Source organism: Frigoribacterium sp. Leaf172 (genome assembly GCF_001424285.1).
Classification (GTDB): domain Bacteria; phylum Actinomycetota; class Actinomycetes; order Actinomycetales; family Microbacteriaceae; genus Frigoribacterium.
Genome location: NZ_LMPB01000001.1, coordinates 578,030 through 596,819, shown reverse-complemented (window position 1 = coordinate 596,819; position 18,790 = coordinate 578,030). Strand labels below are relative to the sequence as shown.

Below are 18,790 nucleotides of genomic sequence, written 5' to 3'. Positions count from 1 at the left end.
CCCTAGCCGACAGCCGTGAAGATGTCGATGGAACCGGACTTGAGCGTCACGATGGCGCGCTTGGTGTCTTTGCGCTTGCCGGTGCCGAAACGGGTGCGACGGGTCTTGCCCGTCCGGTTGAGCGTGTTGATGCTGTCGACCTTGACGTCGAAGATCTTCTCGATGGCGAGCTTGATCTCGGTCTTGTTCGACCGCGGGTCGACGATGAAGGTGTACTTGCCCTGATCGATCAGGGAGTAGCTCTTCTCGGAGACGACGGGCGAGATGATGACGTCGCGAGGGTCCTTGCCGTAGCCGCTCATGCGGAGGCCTCCTTCTTGGTCTTCGAGGCGACGAAGCCGTCGAAGGCGCTCTTCGTGAAGACGATGTCGTCGCTGACGAGCACGTCGTAGGCGTTGAGCTGGTCGTACGTGATCACGTGGACCGTGGTCACGTTGCGAACGCTCTTGCGGGTCAGCTCGTCGTCGCGGTCGACGACGATCAGGACGTGCTTGCTCGACGCGACGGACGCGAGGAGGTCGAGCGCGACCTTGGTCGAGATCGAATCGGCGACGAAGCTCTCGACGACGTGGACGCGGGCTCCGCGCGCACGGTCGGAGAGGGCTCCGAGCAGGGCTGCGGCGATCATCTTCTTGGGCGTGCGCTGCGCGTAGTCGCGCGGCTGCGGCCCGTGGACGATGCCACCGCCGGTCATCTGAGGGGCGCGGATCGAGCCCTGACGAGCGCGACCGGTTCCCTTCTGCTTGAACGGCTTGCGGCCGGCGCCGGAGACCTCGCCACGACGCTTGGTCTTGTGGGTTCCCTGACGGGCTGCGGCCTGCTGGGCCACGACGACCTGGTGGATCAGCGGGACGTTGGTGACGACGTCGAAGAGCTCGACGGGGAGCTCGACGGTGCCGGTCTTCGAGCCGGTGGCGTCGAGGACGTCGACCGAGGTGGCCGATGCTGTAGTGGTGGCCATGAGCTACTTCCCCTTCACGGCGGTACGGACGAAAACGATGCGGCCGCGAGCACCGGGGACGGCGCCCTTGACGAGCAGCAGACCCTTCTCGGCGTCGACGGCGTGCACCGTGAGGTTCAGGATGGTGACGCGGTCGCCACCCATGCGACCGGCCATGCGCATGCCCTTGAAGACACGGCTGGGGGTCGACGAGGCGCCGATCGAGCCGGGCTTGCGGTGGTTGCGGTGAGCACCGTGCGAGGCGCCGACGCCCTTGAAGTTGTGACGCTTCATGACACCGGCGAAGCCCTTGCCCTTGGAGGTTCCGACGACGTCGACCTTCTGGCCGGCCTCGAAGGTGTCGACCGTGAGCTCCTGACCGAGTGCGTACTCGGCGGCGTCGGCGGTGCGGACCTCGGTGAGGTGGCGGCGGGGCGTCACACCGGCTGCGTCGAAGTGTCCGACGGCGGGCTTGGTGGCCTTTCGGGGGTCGATCTGACCGGCGGCGATCTGGACGGCCGTGTAGCCGTCCTTCTCGAGCGAGCGGACCTGGGTCACGACGTTCGGCGCGATCTCCACGACGGTCACGGGGATGAGCTTGTTGTTCTCGTCCCAGACCTGGGTCATGCCGAGCTTCTTGCCGAGCAGGCCCTTGACGTTCTTGGTGGTGCTGATGGTCATGGTCGCCTCCCCTACAGCTTGATCTCGATGTTGACGTCGGCAGGCAGGTCGAGACGCATGAGCGAGTCGACGGCCTTCGGCGTCGGGTCGACGATGTCGATGAGGCGCTTGTGCGTGCGCTTCTCGAAGTGCTCGCGCGAGTCCTTGTACTTGTGGGGCGAACGGATCACGACGACCACGTTCTTCTCGGTCGGCAGCGGCACGGGGCCGACCACCGTAGCGCCCGCGCGGGTGACCGTGTCGACGATCTTGCGCGCGGAAGTGTCGATGACCTCGTGGTCGTACGACTTAAGTCGGATGCGGATCTTTTGTCCCGCCATGTGTGACTCTCTCTCATTCGGACGTCGCGCACCTCGGGGGCCGCCTGACGCTGTTTGCTGGGCAAACATCTGGCACTACGTGTCTCTCGCGTACCGCTGTTCTCGTGTCAAACATCTCGGAACCCGGGCGGAGGCCGCGGCGAAGACCCGGGGAGGGCAATCATCGCGGTCATCACCCCGCCTGTCGCACCCGGAGGGCGGACGTCGCGAGGGATTCCATTGTGAGATGTGTCCTGCTACCCGCGGCCCAGACGCATGGCGTCTGTGCACTGCCTGGCAGTGATCCGTAGCGGCGCCCGTGGCGCAACTCGGAATGTTGAACTAGACGATTTTGCCACACGCCTGCATTTGCTGCAACCCGGGCGTGTCGCGGATTTCCGCAGGTGCCGCGCGCGCCTCCTGGGCGGACGCGGCACCCGCGTGATCAGGCCTGTTCGACGGGCGAGGGCCGGAACCAGGGCGGGTAGACGGCGACCCGCGGAGCGTGTCCGCCGGCGTCGGCGACGAGGGCCTTGACCGAGTCGCGGACCTTGTCGTTCGGAACGCCGACGAGGGTCACGGCGTCGAAGGCGACCCGTGACGGGACCAGGACCTCGGGCTCGAGGAGGTCGGGGTCGGCGAGCGAGAAGCGTCGCACCATGCTCGAGGCCGCGTCGACGCCGACGGCGGCGCGGACGCCCTGCACGGCGGCGTCGCCCTCGGTCACCACGAAGTCGTCACCGAGCGCCGAGACCGGGACGACGAGCATCACGAAGTCGGTCGCCTTGGCTGAGCGCGCGGCGTCCGACCACTCGTAGCCCTCCGCACCGGTGCGGAGGGTGTCCCAGGCGCTCGCATGCGGCGACAGCGAGAACGGGACGTGATCCGCCACGGGAGCACCGGAGGCGGTGGCCACGGAGGCACGGAGCGCCCGCGTCGCCTCGGAGCTCACGTCGAGCGTCGGCGTGGCACCCGCCGTGATCTCACGCGACTCGAGGATCCCCGGGAGGTTCGAGACGTGGGTCCAGTGGTAGACCCGCTGCTGGGCGAACACCGGCACGGGCGTCAGAGCGGACTGCGCCGCCACGGCCGACGCGGCCATGTCCCGCGGGAGGGCCGGGGTGCTGCGGAGCGACTCGGGCTTCCGCGAAGCGGCGCGTCGCTTGGGCGCCAGGGTCACGACCTGACCGTCGGCGTCGACCTGGGGCTCGCGTCGGCGAGGTGCGCAGATGTCGCAGAGCTCCCTCTCGAAACCGTGGATGCACTCGTCCATCACTGCAGTATTTCCTCTCGGGCGTCGGACTCGATCCGACGCAACCCTCAACGGTACGTCATGGAGCCGAGCAGTGACTAATGCCGTGATGCCGGATCAGCGGTAGAGGAGGGCCCTGACCTCGGACTCGGCCGCGGTCGGACGCCTCGGGTCGATCGTCTCGCCGTGCTCGTAGGCGTCGACCAGTCGCGGGTCGACGTACGACGCGCGAGCGACCGTCGGGGTGTTGCCGAGCACCTCGGAAGCCGCCTGCATCGCCTGCGAGACGGCTCGGCGCCTCCTCGTCCGGGACTCCTGGGGCCCGCTCTTCGCGAGGCTGACGGCGGCGGCCACCGTGCCGTGGAGGGTCCTGAAGTCCTTGGCCGTGAAGTCGCCGCCGGTCTGCTCCTTGACGTACTCGTTGATCTCCGCCGCGTGCAACGGGCGCCAGGCGGCGCCGGCCTCGGGGCGCCAGGCCAGGAGCCGGGCCCGCGGGCCCCGGCGCTTGAGCCCCCGCACGACGGCGGCGAGATCAGGGTCCCGGATGGAGGACTCCCACGCCTGTCCGCTCTTCGCCGGGAACGACAGCGCCACGGTGTCGTCCGACACGGTGACATGGGCGCAGAGGAGCGTGGAGAGACCATGACTGCCGTGCTGCTCGGCGTAACGCTCGGACCCGACGCGGAGGGAGCCGGTGTCGAGCATGCGGAACCCCGCCGCCAGCGCCCTCGCCCGGACGGGTTCGGGCAGGTGGAGGTCACGCGTCACCCGGCCACGCGCCGCCGGAAGCGACTCCGCGAGGGACATGGCCCGGTCGAACTTGACCCGATCCTTCTGCTCGCGCCACGTCGGGTGGTAGACGTACTGACGGCGGCCCGCGGCATCGACGCCCGTCGCCTGCACGTGTCCGTTCGGATACGGCGCGATCCACACGTCGGTCCAGGCCGGCGGGATGCCGAGATGCCGGATGCGCGCCCGCAGATCGGGATCCGTGACGAGGAGGCCCGTCTCGTCACGGTAGGTGAAGCCCGTCCCCGATCGTCGGCGCGTGATCCCGGGACGGCTGGCATCTGTACGGCGGAGACGCGGCATGCGTCGAGTCAACACCGCACCGTCAGGGCCGGCATCGGCCCGGGGTACGCCATCGGGCGACCTCGGAGGACCGGGCCGCCCGACGAGGGCGTCGCTGGAGCGGTCGGGTCAGCGATCGCCGATCCGCTTGTCCGCCTGCTGGCGCGCCTGCTCGATCTTGTCGGTGTGCTTGCCGCCGGTCGCCTTGTCGGCGGCCTTCGCGACCGCGGCGAGGACGTCGTCGCTGACACCCTCGGCCTTCTCGCTCTTCAGGGCGTCCTGGACCTTGCCGTCCTTGAGGAACGCCTGGGCCTTCTTGCTGATGTCGTCGAAGCCAGCCATGAGATCTCTCCTGTCCGTGCCGGTCCGTCCGGCTCGCCTCCATGGTGGACCCGGATACGACGAAGAGGCCGGACCCCGGGGGGTCCGACCTCTCTGACGAGATCAGAAGTGCTGGAGGACCAGTACTTACTTGACGATCTTGGTGACGGTACCGGCACCCACCGTGCGTCCACCCTCACGGATGGCGAAGCGGAGGCCCTCTTCCATGGCGATGGGCTGGATCAGCTGAACGGTGATCTCAGTCGTGTCGCCGGGCATGACCATCTCGGTGCCCTCGGGCAGCGTGATGACACCCGTGACGTCGGTGGTGCGGAAGTAGAACTGCGGGCGGTAGTTCGCGTAGAACGGGTTGTGACGGCCGCCCTCATCCTTGGACAGGATGTAGACGTTCGCCTCGAACTCGGTGTGGGGCGTGATCGAGCCGGGCTTGACGACGACCTGGCCCCGCTCGACGTCCTCGCGCTTGGTGCCGCGGAGGAGGAGTCCGACGTTCTCACCGGCGCGTGCGTCTTCGAGCGTCTTGCGGAACATCTCGATGGCGGTGACGGTGGTCTTGGAGGACTTCTCCTTGATGCCGACGATCTCGACCTCGTCGTTCGGCTTCAGGATGCCGCGCTCGACACGACCGGTGATGACGGTTCCACGACCGGTGATCGTGAAGACGTCCTCGACGGGCATGAGGAAGGGCTGGTCCGTGGCACGGACGGGCTCGGGGACGTTCTCGTCGACCTGGTCCATCAGGTCGGCGACCGTGGCGGCCCACTTCTCGTCGCCCTCGAGGGCCTTGAGAGCGGAGACCTGCACGACGGGGGCGTTGTCGCCGTCGAAGTCCTGGCTGGAGAGGAGCTCGCGCACCTCGATCTCGACGAGCTCGAGGATCTCCTCGTCGTCGACCATGTCGGACTTGTTCAGGGCCACGACGATGTAGGGGACGCCGACCTGGCGAGCGAGCAGGACGTGCTCACGCGTCTGGGGCATCGGGCCGTCGGTGGCGGCGACCACGAGGATCGCGCCGTCCATCTGAGCCGCACCGGTGATCATGTTCTTGATGTAGTCGGCGTGGCCGGGAGCGTCGACGTGAGCGTAGTGACGCTTCTCGGTCTGGTACTCGACGTGCGAGATGTTGATCGTGATGCCGCGCTGCTTCTCTTCGGGCGCGTTGTCGATCTGGTCGAAGGCCGACGCCTCGTTGAGGGTCGGGTACTTGTCGTGCAGCACCTTGGTGATCGCCGCGGTGAGGGTGGTCTTGCCGTGGTCGACGTGACCGATGGTTCCGATGTTGACGTGCGGCTTGGTCCGCTCGAACTTGGCCTTAGCCACTGTGGGTCCTCCTCAGGACTCGGTTGCAGTGGAGCCGGGGGCCGGGTCGATGACCCGGCCTACCGGACACTGCGGATTGGTGTGTGTACATGTTACGCGGTCGAGGTTCGGCCGCGTGGTTCGGGACTATTCGCCCTTGTTCTTCTGGATGATCTCCTCGGCGACAGCCGAGGGGACCTCCTGATAGGACTCGAACGTCATCGAGTAGACGGCGCGGCCCGAGGTCTTCGACCGCAGGTCACCGACGTATCCGAACATCTCCGACAGCGGCACGCTGGCCCGAACGACCTTCACACCACTGGCGTCTTCCATCGACGAGATCTGCCCGCGTCGCGAGCTGAGGTCGCCGATGACGTCGCCCATGTATTCCTCGGGCGTACGGACCTCGACCGCCATGAGCGGCTCGAGGAGAACGGGCTGGGCCTTGCGAGCCGCCTCTTTGTAGGCGATCGACCCAGCGATCTTGAAGGCCATCTCGGACGAGTCGACGTCGTGCGCCGCACCGTCGAGCAGCAGCGCCCGGACGCCGACGGTCGGGTAGCCCGCGAGGACACCGACCTGCATGGCGTCCTGGATGCCGGCGTCGACCGACGGGATGTACTCGCGCGGAACGCGACCACCCGTGACCTTGTTGACGAACTCGTAGGTCGACTCCGCCGTGACCTCGAAGGGCTCGAGCGCGATCTGGACCTTGGCGAACTGACCCGACCCACCGGTCTGCTTCTTGTGGGTGTAGTCGTAGCGCTCGATGCCCTTCTTGAGCGTCTCGCGGTAGGCCACCTGGGGCTTGCCGACGTTGGCCTCGACGTTGAACTCGCGCTTCATGCGGTCGACGAGGATGTCGAGGTGCAGCTCGCCCATGCCCTTGATGACCGTCTGACCGGTCTCGGCGTTGAGCTCGACGCGGAACGTCGGGTCCTCTTCGGCGAGCTTCTGGATGGCCAGGGAGAGCTTCTCCTGGTCGGCCTTCGTCTTCGGCTCGATGGCGACCTCGATGACGGGCTCCGGGAAGGTCATCGACTCGAGGACGATCTGCTCGGAGGGGTCGCACAGGGTGTCGCCGGTCGTCGTGAACTTCAGACCGATGACCGCGTAGATGTGCCCGGCGGTGACGCTGTCGACCGGGTTCTCCTTGTTGGAGTGCATCTGGAAGATCTTGCCGATGCGCTCCTTCTTGTCTTTGGTCGAGTTGATGACCTGGGCGCCGGACTCGATGGATCCCGAGTAGACGCGCACGTAGGTCAGTCGACCGAAGAAGGGGTGCACCGCGACCTTGAATGCCAGAGCCGAGAAGGGCTCCGACGACTCGGGCTTGCGGATGATGATCTTCTCGGCGTCGCGGACGTCGTGACCCTCCATGGGAGGCACGTCGAGGGGCGAGGGGAGGTAGTCGATGACCGCGTCGAGCATCGGCTGCACACCGCGGTTCTTGAAGGCCGAACCGCAGAAGATCGGGTAGAGCTCGGAGTTGACCGTCATCTTGCGGACGGCCGCCTTGATCTCGGCGATCGTCAGCTCTTCGCCGCCGAAGTACTTCTCGAGCAGCACGTCGTCGGACTCGGCGACCGTCTCGAGGAGCTTGGCGCGGTACTCCGCGGCCTTCTCCTTGAGGTCTTCCGGGATCTCCTCGATCTCGTACTTCGCACCCAGCTCGACGTCACCCTTGGCGTCGCCGCGCCACGTGAGGGCACGCATCTCGACCAGGTCGACGACGCCCTCGAAGGAGCTCTCGGCTCCGATGGGGAGCTGCATGACCAGGGGCTTCGCACCGAGGCGGTTGATGATCGTGTCGACCGTGAAGTAGAAGTCGGCGCCCAGCTTGTCCATCTTGTTGACGAAGCAGATGCGGGGGACGTCGTACTTGTCGGCCTGACGCCAGACGGTCTCGGACTGGGGCTCGACGCCCTCCTTGCCGTCGAAGACGGCGACCGCGCCGTCGAGCACGCGGAGCGAACGCTCGACCTCGACCGTGAAGTCGACGTGGCCCGGGGTGTCGATGATGTTGATCTGGTTCTTGTTCCAGAAGCACGTCGTCGCAGCCGAGGTGATGGTGATGCCGCGCTCCTGCTCCTGCGCCATCCAGTCCATCGTGGCCGCACCGTCGTGGACCTCACCGATCTTGTGGGTGATGCCCGTGTAGTACAGGATGCGCTCGGTGGTCGTCGTCTTGCCAGCATCGATGTGAGCCATGATGCCGATGTTGCGGACCTTGTTCAGGTCGGTGAGCACGTCCTGTGCCACGGGTTCCTCCGAAGGGGTAGGTGGGGAAGTTGGGGGGACGAGGAGGTGCGGTGCGCGTCGTGCGCACACCGCGCCTCCTCGGCCGGTTACCAGCGGTAGTGCGCGAAGGCCTTGTTCGACTCGGCCATCTTGTGCGTGTCCTCGCGACGCTTGACAGCGGCGCCCAGACCGTTCGAGGCGTCGAGGATCTCGTTCATGAGACGCTCGGTCATGGTCTTCTCGCGACGAGCCTTGGCGTAGCTGGTGAGCCAGCGGAGAGCCAGGGTGTTGGCGCGGTGGGGCTTGACCTCGACGGGGACCTGGTAGGTCGAACCGCCGACGCGGCGCGAGCGGACCTCGAGAGTCGGGCGCACGTTGTCGAGCGCCTTCTTCAGCGTGGCGACCGCATCCTGGTCGTTCTTGGCGGAGACGCCGGCGAGAGCACCGTAGACGATGCGCTCGGCGAGCCCCTTCTTGCCGTCGAGGAGGATCTTGTTGACGAGCTGGCTGACGATCGGCGCACCGTAGACCGGGTCGGCGACGACAGGGCGCTTGGGCGCGGGTCCTTTACGAGGCATTACTTCTTGTCCTTCTTCGCACCGTAGAGGCTGCGAGCCTGCTTGCGGTTCTTCACGGCCTGGGTGTCGAGGGCGCCACGGACGATCTTGTAGCGCACACCGGGGAGGTCTTTGACACGACCGCCGCGCACGAGCACCATCGAGTGCTCCTGCAGGTTGTGGCCCTCGCCGGGGATGTAGGCGGTGACCTCGGTGCCGTTCGAGAGCTTCACACGAGCGACCTTGCGGAGCGCGGAGTTCGGCTTCTTGGGGGTGGTGGTGTACACACGGGTGCACACGCCACGCTGCTGGGGGTTGGACCGCAGGGCGGGGGCCTTGGTCTTGACGACCTTCGGCGTGCGTCCCTTGCGGACCAGCTGCTGAATAGTTGGCACTGGTTCTCCTCGTTCGATCTCGACCCGGTCTGACGACCACGTCGAGTCGCGTTGCTCTCGCATCGCTCTGCTCTGTCCGGCGGATCCGCCGGCATCCTCGTCTCGGTGGCCGAGACGGTCGGTACCCGACCCGGCGCTGACGCCGAGGGGGATTTTTCGGGCGCGCAGTTAAGCGCACACCCGCTAGAGCATAGCTTCGACCCGCGGGGTTAATCAAATGTCGGTGGGCCCATCGGGGACGCCGGAGGCGGACGCGCGGCGTCAGGTGCGCGGTTCGACCCGGGAGATCGCGATCGTCCCAGCCACCACGAGGCCCGCCCAGAGCGCCGAGCCGAGGACGAGGGGCGACAGGGCGTAGCGCCCGGCGAAGAGGGCCGTCGACACGAGCTCGTCTCGGACCAGGCCGTACCAGACCGAACCGACGAGGAGCATGCCGAGGTACACCAGCACGGTGGTCGCGAGGGCCGTCGGCAGCAGCGGGGCGTGCCCCGGGCGGAACTCGTCGTCCGGGTCGAGCGACGGGCGGGCGCCGGCCCGCCGGGCCGGATCGTCGGCGGGCTGAGCCGGGAAGGCCCCGCGCATGACGGGAGCACCGCCCTCCACCGCGTCGGCCACGGCGGCCGACCGCAGCAGCGCCAGCAGGACGATCAGCACGGCGGCGGCGAACATCGCGGGGCCGAGCAGCGTCCCCGCATCGGGCTCGGAGATGACGTCGCGGTCGAGGAGCACGCTCTCGAACGCGGCGGTGGTGATGATCAGCGCCGCGAACAGCACGGTGCCCATCACCGCGTAGACGGCGCGATTCATGTCGTCGAGGCTACGCCGGGCCGAGGAGGCGGTGGTACAGCACGTGGTCCTCCCACGCGCCCGCGATGCGCAGGTAGCTCGCCGCATAGCCGTACTCGACGAAGCCCGACCGGGTGAGCACGGCCCGAGAGGCTGCGTTGCGCGGCAGAGCGCCGGCCTCGAGGCGGTGCAGACGGAGGGTCTCGGTCGCGAAGTCGACGACGGCACCGACCGCTGCCGTCGCGAGACCCCGACCGACGTGCTCGTGGTCGAGCCAGTAGCCGACCGTCGCCCGCTGGGCGGGGCCTCGCACGATCTGGTTGAGCGAGATGCCGCCGACGACCTCGGCGCCCTCGACGAGGAGGAACGCCTGCCCCTCCCCCGCTGCCGAGGTCGCCAGCCTCTGGGTCAGCAGCGACCGCTGACCGTGCTCCGTGAAGAACGACGGCGGGCGCGCAGGGTCCCACGGGGCGAGGTGATCGCGATTGCGGTCGTAGGCGGCGGCGAGCGACGCGGCATCGGCGACCCGCGCCTCCCTCAGGACGACCGTGTCGGACAGCTGCCGTTCATAGCGCACGCCGCCGACCCTATCGCCGACCATGGGGCGACGCATCGGCTGGACGCGTTGACCGCGTCATGGGAACCTGATCGATGATTCACATCACGGTCGCAATGCAGAGGGAGTCGACGGCATGGGGCACATCATTCGCGAAGGGGCGGTGACGGCGTGCGGAAGGGTCGTGCTGGACGACCCCGCCTACGTCTCCGTCGAGGTGACCTGCGGCGACGACGAGTTCGGCGAGCCCCCTCGGGGCTCGACCGTGTACCGGGTGGGCATCACCGGGCGGGCGGCCGTCGTCGTCGCCGAGCTGTGGCGGCCCGAGGCCCCCGTGCTGCTGCTGTTCGCGGGTCGGTACGTCGTGCGCCACGAGCCGACCGACGGGCGGATCCACCACGAGGTCGAGGCCGACTACGTCGGGCTGCTCTTCGACGACCGTCGGCTGGAGCGGATCGGCGGCGGTCGCTCGCCGGAGTGAGGCGGGGACGACGGAGGGCCCCGGCCACGCACGAGGCGTGGGCCGGGGCCCTGTGTCGATTCGAGGAGGCGCGGTGCGGGACTGACCCTCACCGCACCTCCGCGGATCAGTTGTAGGTGCCGGGGGTGAAGTCGTCCGACGAGAACGAGTCGAAGTCGACGAAGCTGAGGTCAGCCTCGTTGAACGACGCATCGTCCGTGAACACGCGGTTGGGGTACCGCTCGGCCTTCGCCTCCTCCGTCGCCTCGACCGAGACGTCGCGGTAGCGCGACAGACCGGTACCGGCGGGGATCAGCTTTCCGATGATCACGTTCTCCTTCAGACCGACCAGCGGGTCGCTCTTGCCTTCCATCGCGGCCTGCGTGAGCACGCGGGTCGTCTCCTGGAAGGATGCGGCCGACAGCCACGACTCGGTCGCCAGCGAGGCCTTGGTGATGCCCATGACCTCTTGACGAGCGGACGCGGTCCGCTTGCCCTCGGTCAGCGCAGCACGGTTGATCTCGTTGTACTTCGACCGGTCGACGAGCTCTCCGGGGAGGAGGTCGGTGTCGGCGTGGTCGACGACGGTGACCTTGCGGAGCATCTGACGGACGATGACCTCGATGTGCTTGTCGTGGATCGGCACACCCTGCGAGCGGTAGACGTCCTGCACGCCGCCCACGAGGTGCTGCTGAACCGCACGGACGCCCTTGACTCGCAGGACCTCCTTGGGGTCGACGGCGCCCGCGATGATCTGCGCACCGAGCTCGACGTGCTGACCGTCCTCGACGAGGAGGGTCGAGCGCTTGAGCACGGGGTAGATGACCGGCTCGTCGCCGTTGTCGAGGTTGAGGATGACGCGGCGAGCCTTGTCGGTGTCCTCGATGGTGATGCGACCGGCACCGTCGGCGATCGGGGACGCACCCTTGGGGGTACGAGCCTCGAACAGCTCCGTCACGCGGGGCAGACCCTGCGTGATGTCGTCGGCCGAGGCCGAACCGCCGGTGTGGAAGGTGCGCATCGTCAGCTGCGTGCCGGGCTCGCCGATCGACTGGGCCGCGATGATGCCGACGGCCTCTCCGATGTCGACCAGGTTGCCGGTGGCCAGCGAACGGCCGTAGCACTGGGCGCAGACGCCGACGGCGGCCTCGCAGGTGAGGACGGAGCGGACCTTGATGGTCTCGACACCGGCCGCCACGAGCTCGTCGATCAGCACGTCTCCGACGTCGGCGCCGGCCTCGGCCAGCACCGTGCCCTTGGCGTCGACCGCGGCCGCGGCGAGAGACCGTGCGAAAACGGTGTTCTCGACGGTCGCGTCGCGCACCATGACGCCGTCGGCGTCGGGTGCGGCGATCGGCATCTCGAGGCCTCGCGAGGTGCCGCAGTCGTCTTCGCGGATGATGACGTCCTGCGACACGTCGACGAGTCGACGGGTCAGGTACCCCGAGTCGGCCGTACGGAGAGCCGTGTCGGCCAGACCCTTACGGGCACCGTGCGTCGCGATGAAGTACTCGGCGACCGACAGACCCTCACGGTACGACGAGATGATCGGGCGGGGGATGATGTCGCCCTTGGGGTTGTTCACCAGGCCTCGCATGCCGGCGATGTTGCGCACCTGCAGCCAGTTACCACGAGCACCCGACGTCACCATGCGGTTGATGGTGTTGTCGACCGGGAAGTTCGCCCGCATCTCGGCGGCGACCTCGTTCGTGGCCTCCGTCCAGATCTTGATCAGGTCGGCACGACGCTCGGCGTCCGAGATCAGACCCTTGTCGAACTCCGACTGGACCGCGGCGGCCTGCTTCTCGTAGCCCGCGACGATCTCCGGCTTGCGGGGCGGGGTCAGCACGTCGGACAGCGCGACGGTCACACCGGAGCGCGAGGCCCAGTAGAAGCCGGCGTCCTTGATGTTGTCCAGCGCCGCGGCGACCGCGACCTTGGGGTAGCGCTCGGCCAGGTCGTTGACGATGGTCGAGAGCATGCCCTTGTCGGCGACCTCCTGCACGAAGGGGTAGTCGTCGGGGAGGTTCTCGTTGAAGCGAGCGCGACCCAGGGTCGTCTCGAGCAGGATGTCCTGTCCGACCTCGTAGCCCTCGGGAGCCTCGCCCTCGGCGAAGTGCACGCCGTTCATCCGGATCTTGACCATGGCGTTGAGGTCGAGCGACCCCTGGTCCATGGCCATGATCGCCTCGGACACCGACGAGAACGAACGGCCCTCACCGGTGGCGCCGGGGGTGACCGTCGTCAGGTAGTGCAGACCGATGATCATGTCCTGTGCGGGCAGGGTCACCGGGCGGCCGTCGGACGGCTTCAGGATGTTGTTCGACGCGAGCATCAGGATGCGCGCCTCGGCCTGGGCCTCGACGGACAGCGGCAGGTGGACGGCCATCTGGTCGCCGTCGAAGTCGGCGTTGAACGCCGCGCAGACGAGCGGGTGCAGCTGGATGGCCTTGCCCTCGACGAGCTGGGGCTCGAACGCCTGGATGCCGAGACGGTGCAGCGTGGGCGCACGGTTCAGCAGCACGGGACGCTCGCGGATGATCTCCTCGAGGACGTCCCAGACCTGCGGACGCGAACGCTCGACCATGCGCTTCGCCGACTTGATGTTCTGAGCGTGGCTCAGATCGATCAGGCGCTTGATGACGAAGGGCTTGAAGAGCTCGAGGGCCATCTGCTTGGGCAGACCGCACTGGTGCAGCTTGAGCGTCGGGCCGACGATGATGACCGAACGACCCGAGTAGTCGACTCGCTTGCCGAGCAGGTTCTGGCGGAAGCGACCCTGCTTTCCCTTGAGCATGTCGCTCAGGGACTTCAGGGCGCGGTTGCCGGTACCGGTGACGGGGCGACCACGACGACCGTTGTCGAACAGCGCGTCGACGGCCTCCTGCAGCATCCGCTTCTCGTTGTTGACGATGATCTCGGGGGCTCCGAGATCGAGGAGACGACGGAGGCGGTTGTTGCGGTTGATGACGCGGCGGTACAGGTCGTTCAGGTCGGACGTCGCGAAACGGCCGCCGTCGAGCTGGACCATCGGGCGGAGCTCCGGCGGGATGACCGGCACGACGTCGAGCACCATCGCGGCGGGCGAGTTGCCCGTGGCGAGGAAGGAGCTGACGACGCGCAGGCGCTTGATGGCGCGGATCTTCTTCTGACCCTTGCCCTCGGAGATCTGCAGGTGGAGGTTCTCGGCCTCGGTGGTGAGGTCGAAGCCCTCGAGACGCTTCTTGATCGCCTCGGCGCCCATGTGGGCCTCGAAGTAGATGCCGAAGCGGTCCTGGAGCTCGTGGAAGACGGCGTCCTCAGGCTTGAGGTCGCCGACCTTCAGCGTGCGGAAGTCCTCCCACACGCGCTCGAGGCGGTTGATGTCCTCGTCGAAGGCCTTGCGGGTCTGCGACATCTCCTTCTCGGCGCCGTCCTTGGCACGACGCTTCTGGTCGCTCTTCGCGCCTTCCTCTTCGAGAGCCGCGAGGTCGTCCTCGAGCTTCTGGAGGCGGTCGGCGATACGCGTGTCGCGCTGCGACTCGAGCTGCTTGATCTCGAGGCGGAGCTCGTTCTCGAGGCCGGGCATGTCGGCGTGACGGCCCTCCTCGTCGATCGAGATGACCATGTAGGCGGCGAAGTAGATGACCTTCTCGAGGTCCTTCGGCGCCATGTCGAGCAGGTAGCCGAGACGCGAGGGCACGCCCTTGAAGTACCAGATGTGCGTGACGGGGGCGGCGAGCTCGATGTGGCCCATGCGCTCACGGCGCACCGACGACTTCGTGACCTCGACGCCGCAGCGCTCGCAGACGATGCCCTTGAACCGGACTCGCTTGTACTTGCCGCAGGCGCACTCCCAGTCGCGCGAGGGCCCGAAGATCTGCTCTCCGAAGAGGCCGTCCTTCTCGGGCTTCAGCGTGCGGTAGTTGATGGTCTCCGGCTTCTTGACCTCACCGTGCGACCAAGCGCGGATGTTGTCGGCCGTTGCGAGGCCGATCCGCAGCTCGTCGAAAGTTGTTGCTTCGATCAATGTTTATCCCTTTGTGAAAAAAGTGTCGACGTCGTCTGGGGAGGGCTTAGATCTCGTCGACGTTCGACGACTCGAAGCGGGAAGAGATGTTGATGCCCAGCTCTTCGGCGGCACGGAAGACCTCGTCGTCCGTGTCTCGCAGGCTGACCGTCTGGCCGTCGGCCGAGAGGACCTCGACGTTCAGGCAGAGCGACTGCATCTCTTTGATGAGGACCTTGAAGCTCTCGGGGATGCCGGGCTCCTGGATGTTCTCACCCTTGACGATCGCCTCGTAGACCTTGACGCGGCCGAGGATGTCGTCGGACTTGATGGTCAGGAGCTCCTGCAGCGCATACGCGGCGCCGTAGGCCTCGAGGGCCCAGACCTCCATCTCACCGAATCGCTGACCACCGAACTGCGCCTTACCACCCAGCGGCTGCTGCGTGATCATCGAGTACGGGCCCGTCGAACGCGCGTGGATCTTGTCGTCGACGAGGTGGTGCAGCTTCAGGATGTACATGTAGCCGACCGAGATCGGGTTCGGGAACGGCTCACCGGAACGACCGTCGAAGAGGCGGGCCTTGCCGGACGAACCGATGAGGCGCTCCCCGTCGCGGGTCGGGAGGGTCGAGTCGAGCAGACCCTCGATCTCGCGCTCGGCGGCACCGTCGAACACCGGGGTGGCGACCTTCGTGCCGGGAGCGGCGCTGAGCGCCTCGGGGGGCAGGTTCTTCGCCCACTCCTGGATGCCCTCGACGTTCCAGCCCTGCGCCGCGATCCACCCGAGGTGGATCTCGAGCACCTGGCCGAAGTTCATTCGACCGGGGACGCCCAGCGGGTTCAGGATGATGTCGACGGGGGTTCCGTCGGCGAGGAAGGGCATGTCCTCGACGGGGAGGATCGTCGAGATGACGCCCTTGTTGCCGTGGCGGCCGGCCAGCTTGTCGCCCGCGGTGATCTTGCGCTTCTGCGCGATGAACACCACGACGCGCTGGTTGACGCCCGAGCCGAGCTCGTCGTCGCCGTCCTGCGAGTCGAAGACCTTGACGCCGATGACGGTTCCCTGCTCGCCGTGAGGCACCTTCAGGGACGTGTCGCGGACCTCGCGGCTCTTCTCGTTGAAGATGGCGCGCAGCAGACGCTCTTCGGCGCTGAGCTCGGTCTCGCCCTTGGGCGTGACCTTGCCGACGAGGATGTCGCCGGGGCGGACCTCGGCGCCGATGCGGATGATGCCCCGCTCGTCGAGGTCGGCCAGCAGATCCGGGCTGACGTTGGGGAGGTCACGCGTGATCTCCTCCTTGCCGAGCTTCGTGTCGCGGGCGTCGACCTCGTACTCCTCGATGTGGATCGAGGAGAGCGTGTCGTCCTTGATGAGGTTCTGCGACAGGATCATCGCGTCCTCGTAGTTGTAGCCCTCCCACGGCATGAACGCGACGAGCAGGTTCTTGCCGAGCGCGAGCTCGCCGTTCTCGGTCGCGGGTCCGTCGGCGATGACCTCGCCGACCTCGATGCGCTGACCGGCGTCGACGATCACGCGGTGGTTGTAGCTGGCGCCCTGGTTCGAGCGGTCGAACTTGCGGAGGTAGTACTCCTGGGTCCCACCGGCGTCGAGCTGGACGGTGACGACGTCGGCCGAGACCTCGGCGACGACGCCGGCGGCGTCCGCGGTGACCACGTCACCGGCGTCGATGGCCGTGTAGCCCTCCATGCCGGTGCCGACCAGGGGGCTCTCGCTGCGGACCAGCGGGACGGCCTGACGCTGCATGTTCGCACCCATGAGGGCGCGGTTGGCGTCGTCGTGCTCGAGGAACGGGATGAGCGACGTGGCGACCGAGACCATCTGGCGCGGCGAGACGTCCATGTAGTCGACCTCCGCCTTGTCGACGAGCTCGACCTCTCCGCCCTTCTTGCGGACCAGGACCTTGTCGTCGACGAAGTCGAACTTGTCGTCGAGGGGCGCGTTGGCCTGCGCGACGACGTACTCGTCTTCTTCGGACGCGGTCAGGTAGTCGATCGTCGTGGAGACGTTGCCCTTGACGACGCGGCGGTACGGGGTCTCGATGAAGCCGAACGAGTTGATGCGGGCGAACGACGCCAGCGACCCGATCAGACCGATGTTCGGGCCTTCAGGGGTCTCGATCGGGCACATGCGGCCGTAGTGCGAGGGGTGGACGTCTCGGACCTCGACGCCGGCGCGCTCACGCGACAGACCACCCGGTCCGAGCGCCGACAGACGGCGCTTGTGGGTCAGACCCGAGAGCGGGTTGTTCTGGTCCATGAACTGCGACAGCTGCGAGGTTCCGAAGAACTCCTTGATCGCGGCGACGACGGGGCGCACGTTGATCAGGGTCTGCGGCGTGATCGCCTCGATGTCCTGCGTGGTCATGCGCTCGCGGACGACGCGCTCCATGCGCGACAGGCCGGTGCGGACCTGGTTCTGGATCAGCTCGCCGACCGCGCGGATGCGACGGTTGCCGAAGTGGTCGATGTCGTCGACGTCGAGACGCAGCTCGACGGACTCGCCCTCGCGGACGCCGTCCATCGTCTTCTGCTCGGCGTGCAGCGAGACCAGGTACTTGATCGTGGCGACGATGTCGTCGACGGTCAGGACCGAGTCGACCAGGGGCGCGTCGATGCCGAGCTTGCGGTTGATCTTGTAACGACCCACCTTCGCCAGGTCGTAGCGCTTCGGGTTGAAGTAGAAGTTGTCGAGGAGCGCACGCGCCGCCTCGGCGGCGACCTGCTCGCCGGGACGCAGCTTGCGGTAGATGTCTTTGAGCGCCTCCTCCTTGGTGAGGATGGCGTCCTTCTCGAGGGTCGCCTCGATGGAGGCGAAGCCCTTGAACTTCTCGGTGATCTCTTCGCTCGTCAGGCCGAGGGCCTTGAGGAAGACGGTGACGCTCTGCTTGCGCTTGCGGTCGATGCGGACGCCGACCTGGTCGCGCTTGTCGATCTCGAACTCGAGCCAGGCACCACGGCTCGGGATGACGCGGGCCGAGTAGATGTCCTTGTCGGACGTCTTGTCGGAGGCGCGCTCGAAGTACACGCCCGGGCTGCGGACGAGCTGCGACACGACGACACGCTCGGTGCCGTTGATGATGAAGGTTCCGCGCTCGGTCATGAGCGGGAAGTCGCCCATGAAGACCGTCTGCGTCTTGATCTCACCGGTGAGGTGGTTCATGAACTCGGCGTTGACGTACAGCGGCGCGGCGTAGGTCTTGCCTCGCTCTTTGCACTCGTCGATCGAGTACTTCGGCTCTTCGAGCTCGGGAGCGGTGAACGACAGCTGCATCGTCTCGCCGAGGTCCTCGATCGGGGAGATCTCCTCGAAGATCTCCTCCAGGCCGGAGTGGAGGGCGAGGTCGGTGCGACCCTGCTCGGTCGCCTCGGCGAGGCGGTCCTTCCAGACGTCGTTGCCGACGAGCCAGTCGAAGCTCTCGGTCTGCAGCGCCAGGAGGTCGGGGACCGTCAGCGTGTCGGTGATCTTGGCGAACGAGAGTCGCGATGCGCCTCGGCCGTTCTTGGGTGAGTTGGTGGATGCGGTGTTCGCAGCAGCCAAGGAAGTTACCTCCGTGGACCCCGTCGGGTCATCACTGTCGGACAGTATGGTGAGTGGTGAACGGCCCTCCCGGGGACGTCGGCCCCACGGCGGAAGGCCGGGGATCGAAGCCGAGAACGCCCCCGCCGCGATATTCGGGGGCCTGGTCTCGGGGGTGCGTCGCCGACCGGAATATGACGAGTCGACGCACGGGGAGCGCAAAGGTCAATACTAGGTCGACGAGGACACGCCTGGCAAGCCCTGTCGTTGACCTTCTGTGCGAGATTCGGTATAACCCGGGCGATGCCCAGGTATTCCCCGGGATCGGAGGCCTCGCGCGCCTCCTCGGCCGATGCGCGTCGTCGCCTCCGCCCCCGCGTCGGCG

General features: G+C 67.1%; 16 protein-coding genes. 1 reads left to right on the top strand and 15 read right to left on the bottom strand.

Going from position 1 to position 18,790, the window contains the following annotated elements; translation table 11 throughout:
* Positions 1 to 2: 2 nt before the first annotated feature.
* The 13 genes from rplW to ASF89_RS02865 all read right to left on the bottom strand — a co-directional run bounded on the left by rplW (position 3) and on the right by ASF89_RS02865 (position 10,464).
* Positions 3 to 302, bottom strand: coding sequence for a 50S ribosomal protein L23 (rplW, locus tag ASF89_RS02925; RefSeq protein ID WP_055799883.1), 300 nt, complete (start codon positions 300 to 302; stop codon positions 3 to 5).
* Positions 299 to 961, bottom strand: a complete 663-nt coding sequence (gene rplD / locus ASF89_RS02920; protein WP_055799880.1) for a 50S ribosomal protein L4 — start codon at positions 959 to 961, stop codon at positions 299 to 301. Before rplD ends, rplW begins: the two co-directional genes overlap by 4 nt.
* 3 nt (positions 962 to 964) lie before the next feature.
* A complete protein-coding gene (rplC, locus tag ASF89_RS02915; RefSeq protein ID WP_167627285.1) occupies positions 965 to 1,615 on the bottom strand; it encodes a 50S ribosomal protein L3 in 651 nt (216 codons plus the stop codon).
* A gap of 17 nt (positions 1,616 to 1,632) precedes the next feature.
* On the bottom strand, positions 1,633 to 1,941 hold the full coding sequence (gene rpsJ, locus ASF89_RS02910; protein ID WP_043593369.1) for a 30S ribosomal protein S10: 309 nt from the start codon (positions 1,939 to 1,941) through the stop codon (positions 1,633 to 1,635).
* 424 nt (positions 1,942 to 2,365) lie between these two features.
* Positions 2,366 to 3,193 (bottom strand): DarT ssDNA thymidine ADP-ribosyltransferase family protein, encoded by an 828-nt coding sequence (locus tag ASF89_RS02905; RefSeq protein ID WP_055799874.1) that lies wholly within the window; start codon positions 3,191 to 3,193, stop codon positions 2,366 to 2,368.
* A 96-nt stretch (positions 3,194 to 3,289) separates the two neighbouring features.
* On the bottom strand, positions 3,290 to 4,264 hold the full coding sequence (locus ASF89_RS02900; RefSeq protein ID WP_055811948.1) for a DNA topoisomerase IB: 975 nt from the start codon (positions 4,262 to 4,264) through the stop codon (positions 3,290 to 3,292).
* A gap of 108 nt (positions 4,265 to 4,372) precedes the next feature.
* A complete protein-coding gene (locus ASF89_RS02895) occupies positions 4,373 to 4,585 on the bottom strand; it encodes an Rv0909 family putative TA system antitoxin (protein ID WP_055811945.1) in 213 nt (70 codons plus the stop codon).
* Between the two features lie 126 nt (positions 4,586 to 4,711).
* Positions 4,712 to 5,905 (bottom strand): elongation factor Tu, encoded by a 1,194-nt coding sequence (gene tuf / locus ASF89_RS02890; protein ID WP_055811942.1) that lies wholly within the window; start codon positions 5,903 to 5,905, stop codon positions 4,712 to 4,714.
* Positions 5,906 to 6,031: 126 nt separating this feature from the next.
* On the bottom strand, positions 6,032 to 8,146 hold the full coding sequence (gene fusA, locus ASF89_RS02885) for an elongation factor G (RefSeq protein WP_055799864.1): 2,115 nt from the start codon (positions 8,144 to 8,146) through the stop codon (positions 6,032 to 6,034).
* Between the two features lie 86 nt (positions 8,147 to 8,232).
* Entirely contained in the window at positions 8,233 to 8,703 is a 471-nt protein-coding gene (rpsG, locus tag ASF89_RS02880; protein ID WP_055799861.1) for a 30S ribosomal protein S7, read from the bottom strand.
* The gene (gene rpsL / locus ASF89_RS02875; protein ID WP_043593380.1) at positions 8,703 to 9,077 is read right to left on the bottom strand and encodes a 30S ribosomal protein S12; all 375 of its coding nucleotides are present in this window, start codon (positions 9,075 to 9,077) and stop codon (positions 8,703 to 8,705) included. Before rpsL ends, rpsG begins: the two co-directional genes overlap by 1 nt.
* A gap of 261 nt (positions 9,078 to 9,338) precedes the next feature.
* Entirely contained in the window at positions 9,339 to 9,884 is a 546-nt protein-coding gene (locus ASF89_RS02870; protein WP_055799855.1) for a DUF6121 family protein, read from the bottom strand.
* A gap of 10 nt (positions 9,885 to 9,894) precedes the next feature.
* A complete protein-coding gene (locus tag ASF89_RS02865; protein ID WP_055811939.1) occupies positions 9,895 to 10,464 on the bottom strand; it encodes a GNAT family N-acetyltransferase in 570 nt (189 codons plus the stop codon).
* A 139-nt stretch (positions 10,465 to 10,603) separates the two neighbouring features.
* On the opposite strand from ASF89_RS02865, the gene ASF89_RS02860 reads away from it, so the two are divergent.
* Positions 10,604 to 10,900, top strand: coding sequence for a hypothetical protein (locus ASF89_RS02860; RefSeq protein ID WP_156463303.1), 297 nt, complete (start codon positions 10,604 to 10,606; stop codon positions 10,898 to 10,900).
* Positions 10,901 to 11,006: 106 nt separating this feature from the next.
* Here the strand turns inward: ASF89_RS02860 and ASF89_RS02855 are convergent, their stop codons facing one another.
* Together ASF89_RS02855 and rpoB are read right to left on the bottom strand one after the other, a co-directional pair.
* Entirely contained in the window at positions 11,007 to 14,888 is a 3,882-nt protein-coding gene (locus tag ASF89_RS02855; RefSeq protein WP_055799846.1) for a DNA-directed RNA polymerase subunit beta', read from the bottom strand.
* A gap of 46 nt (positions 14,889 to 14,934) precedes the next feature.
* On the bottom strand, positions 14,935 to 18,426 hold the full coding sequence (gene rpoB, locus ASF89_RS02850; RefSeq protein ID WP_055799843.1) for a DNA-directed RNA polymerase subunit beta: 3,492 nt from the start codon (positions 18,424 to 18,426) through the stop codon (positions 14,935 to 14,937).
* Between the last annotated feature and the right edge of the window lie 364 nt (positions 18,427 to 18,790).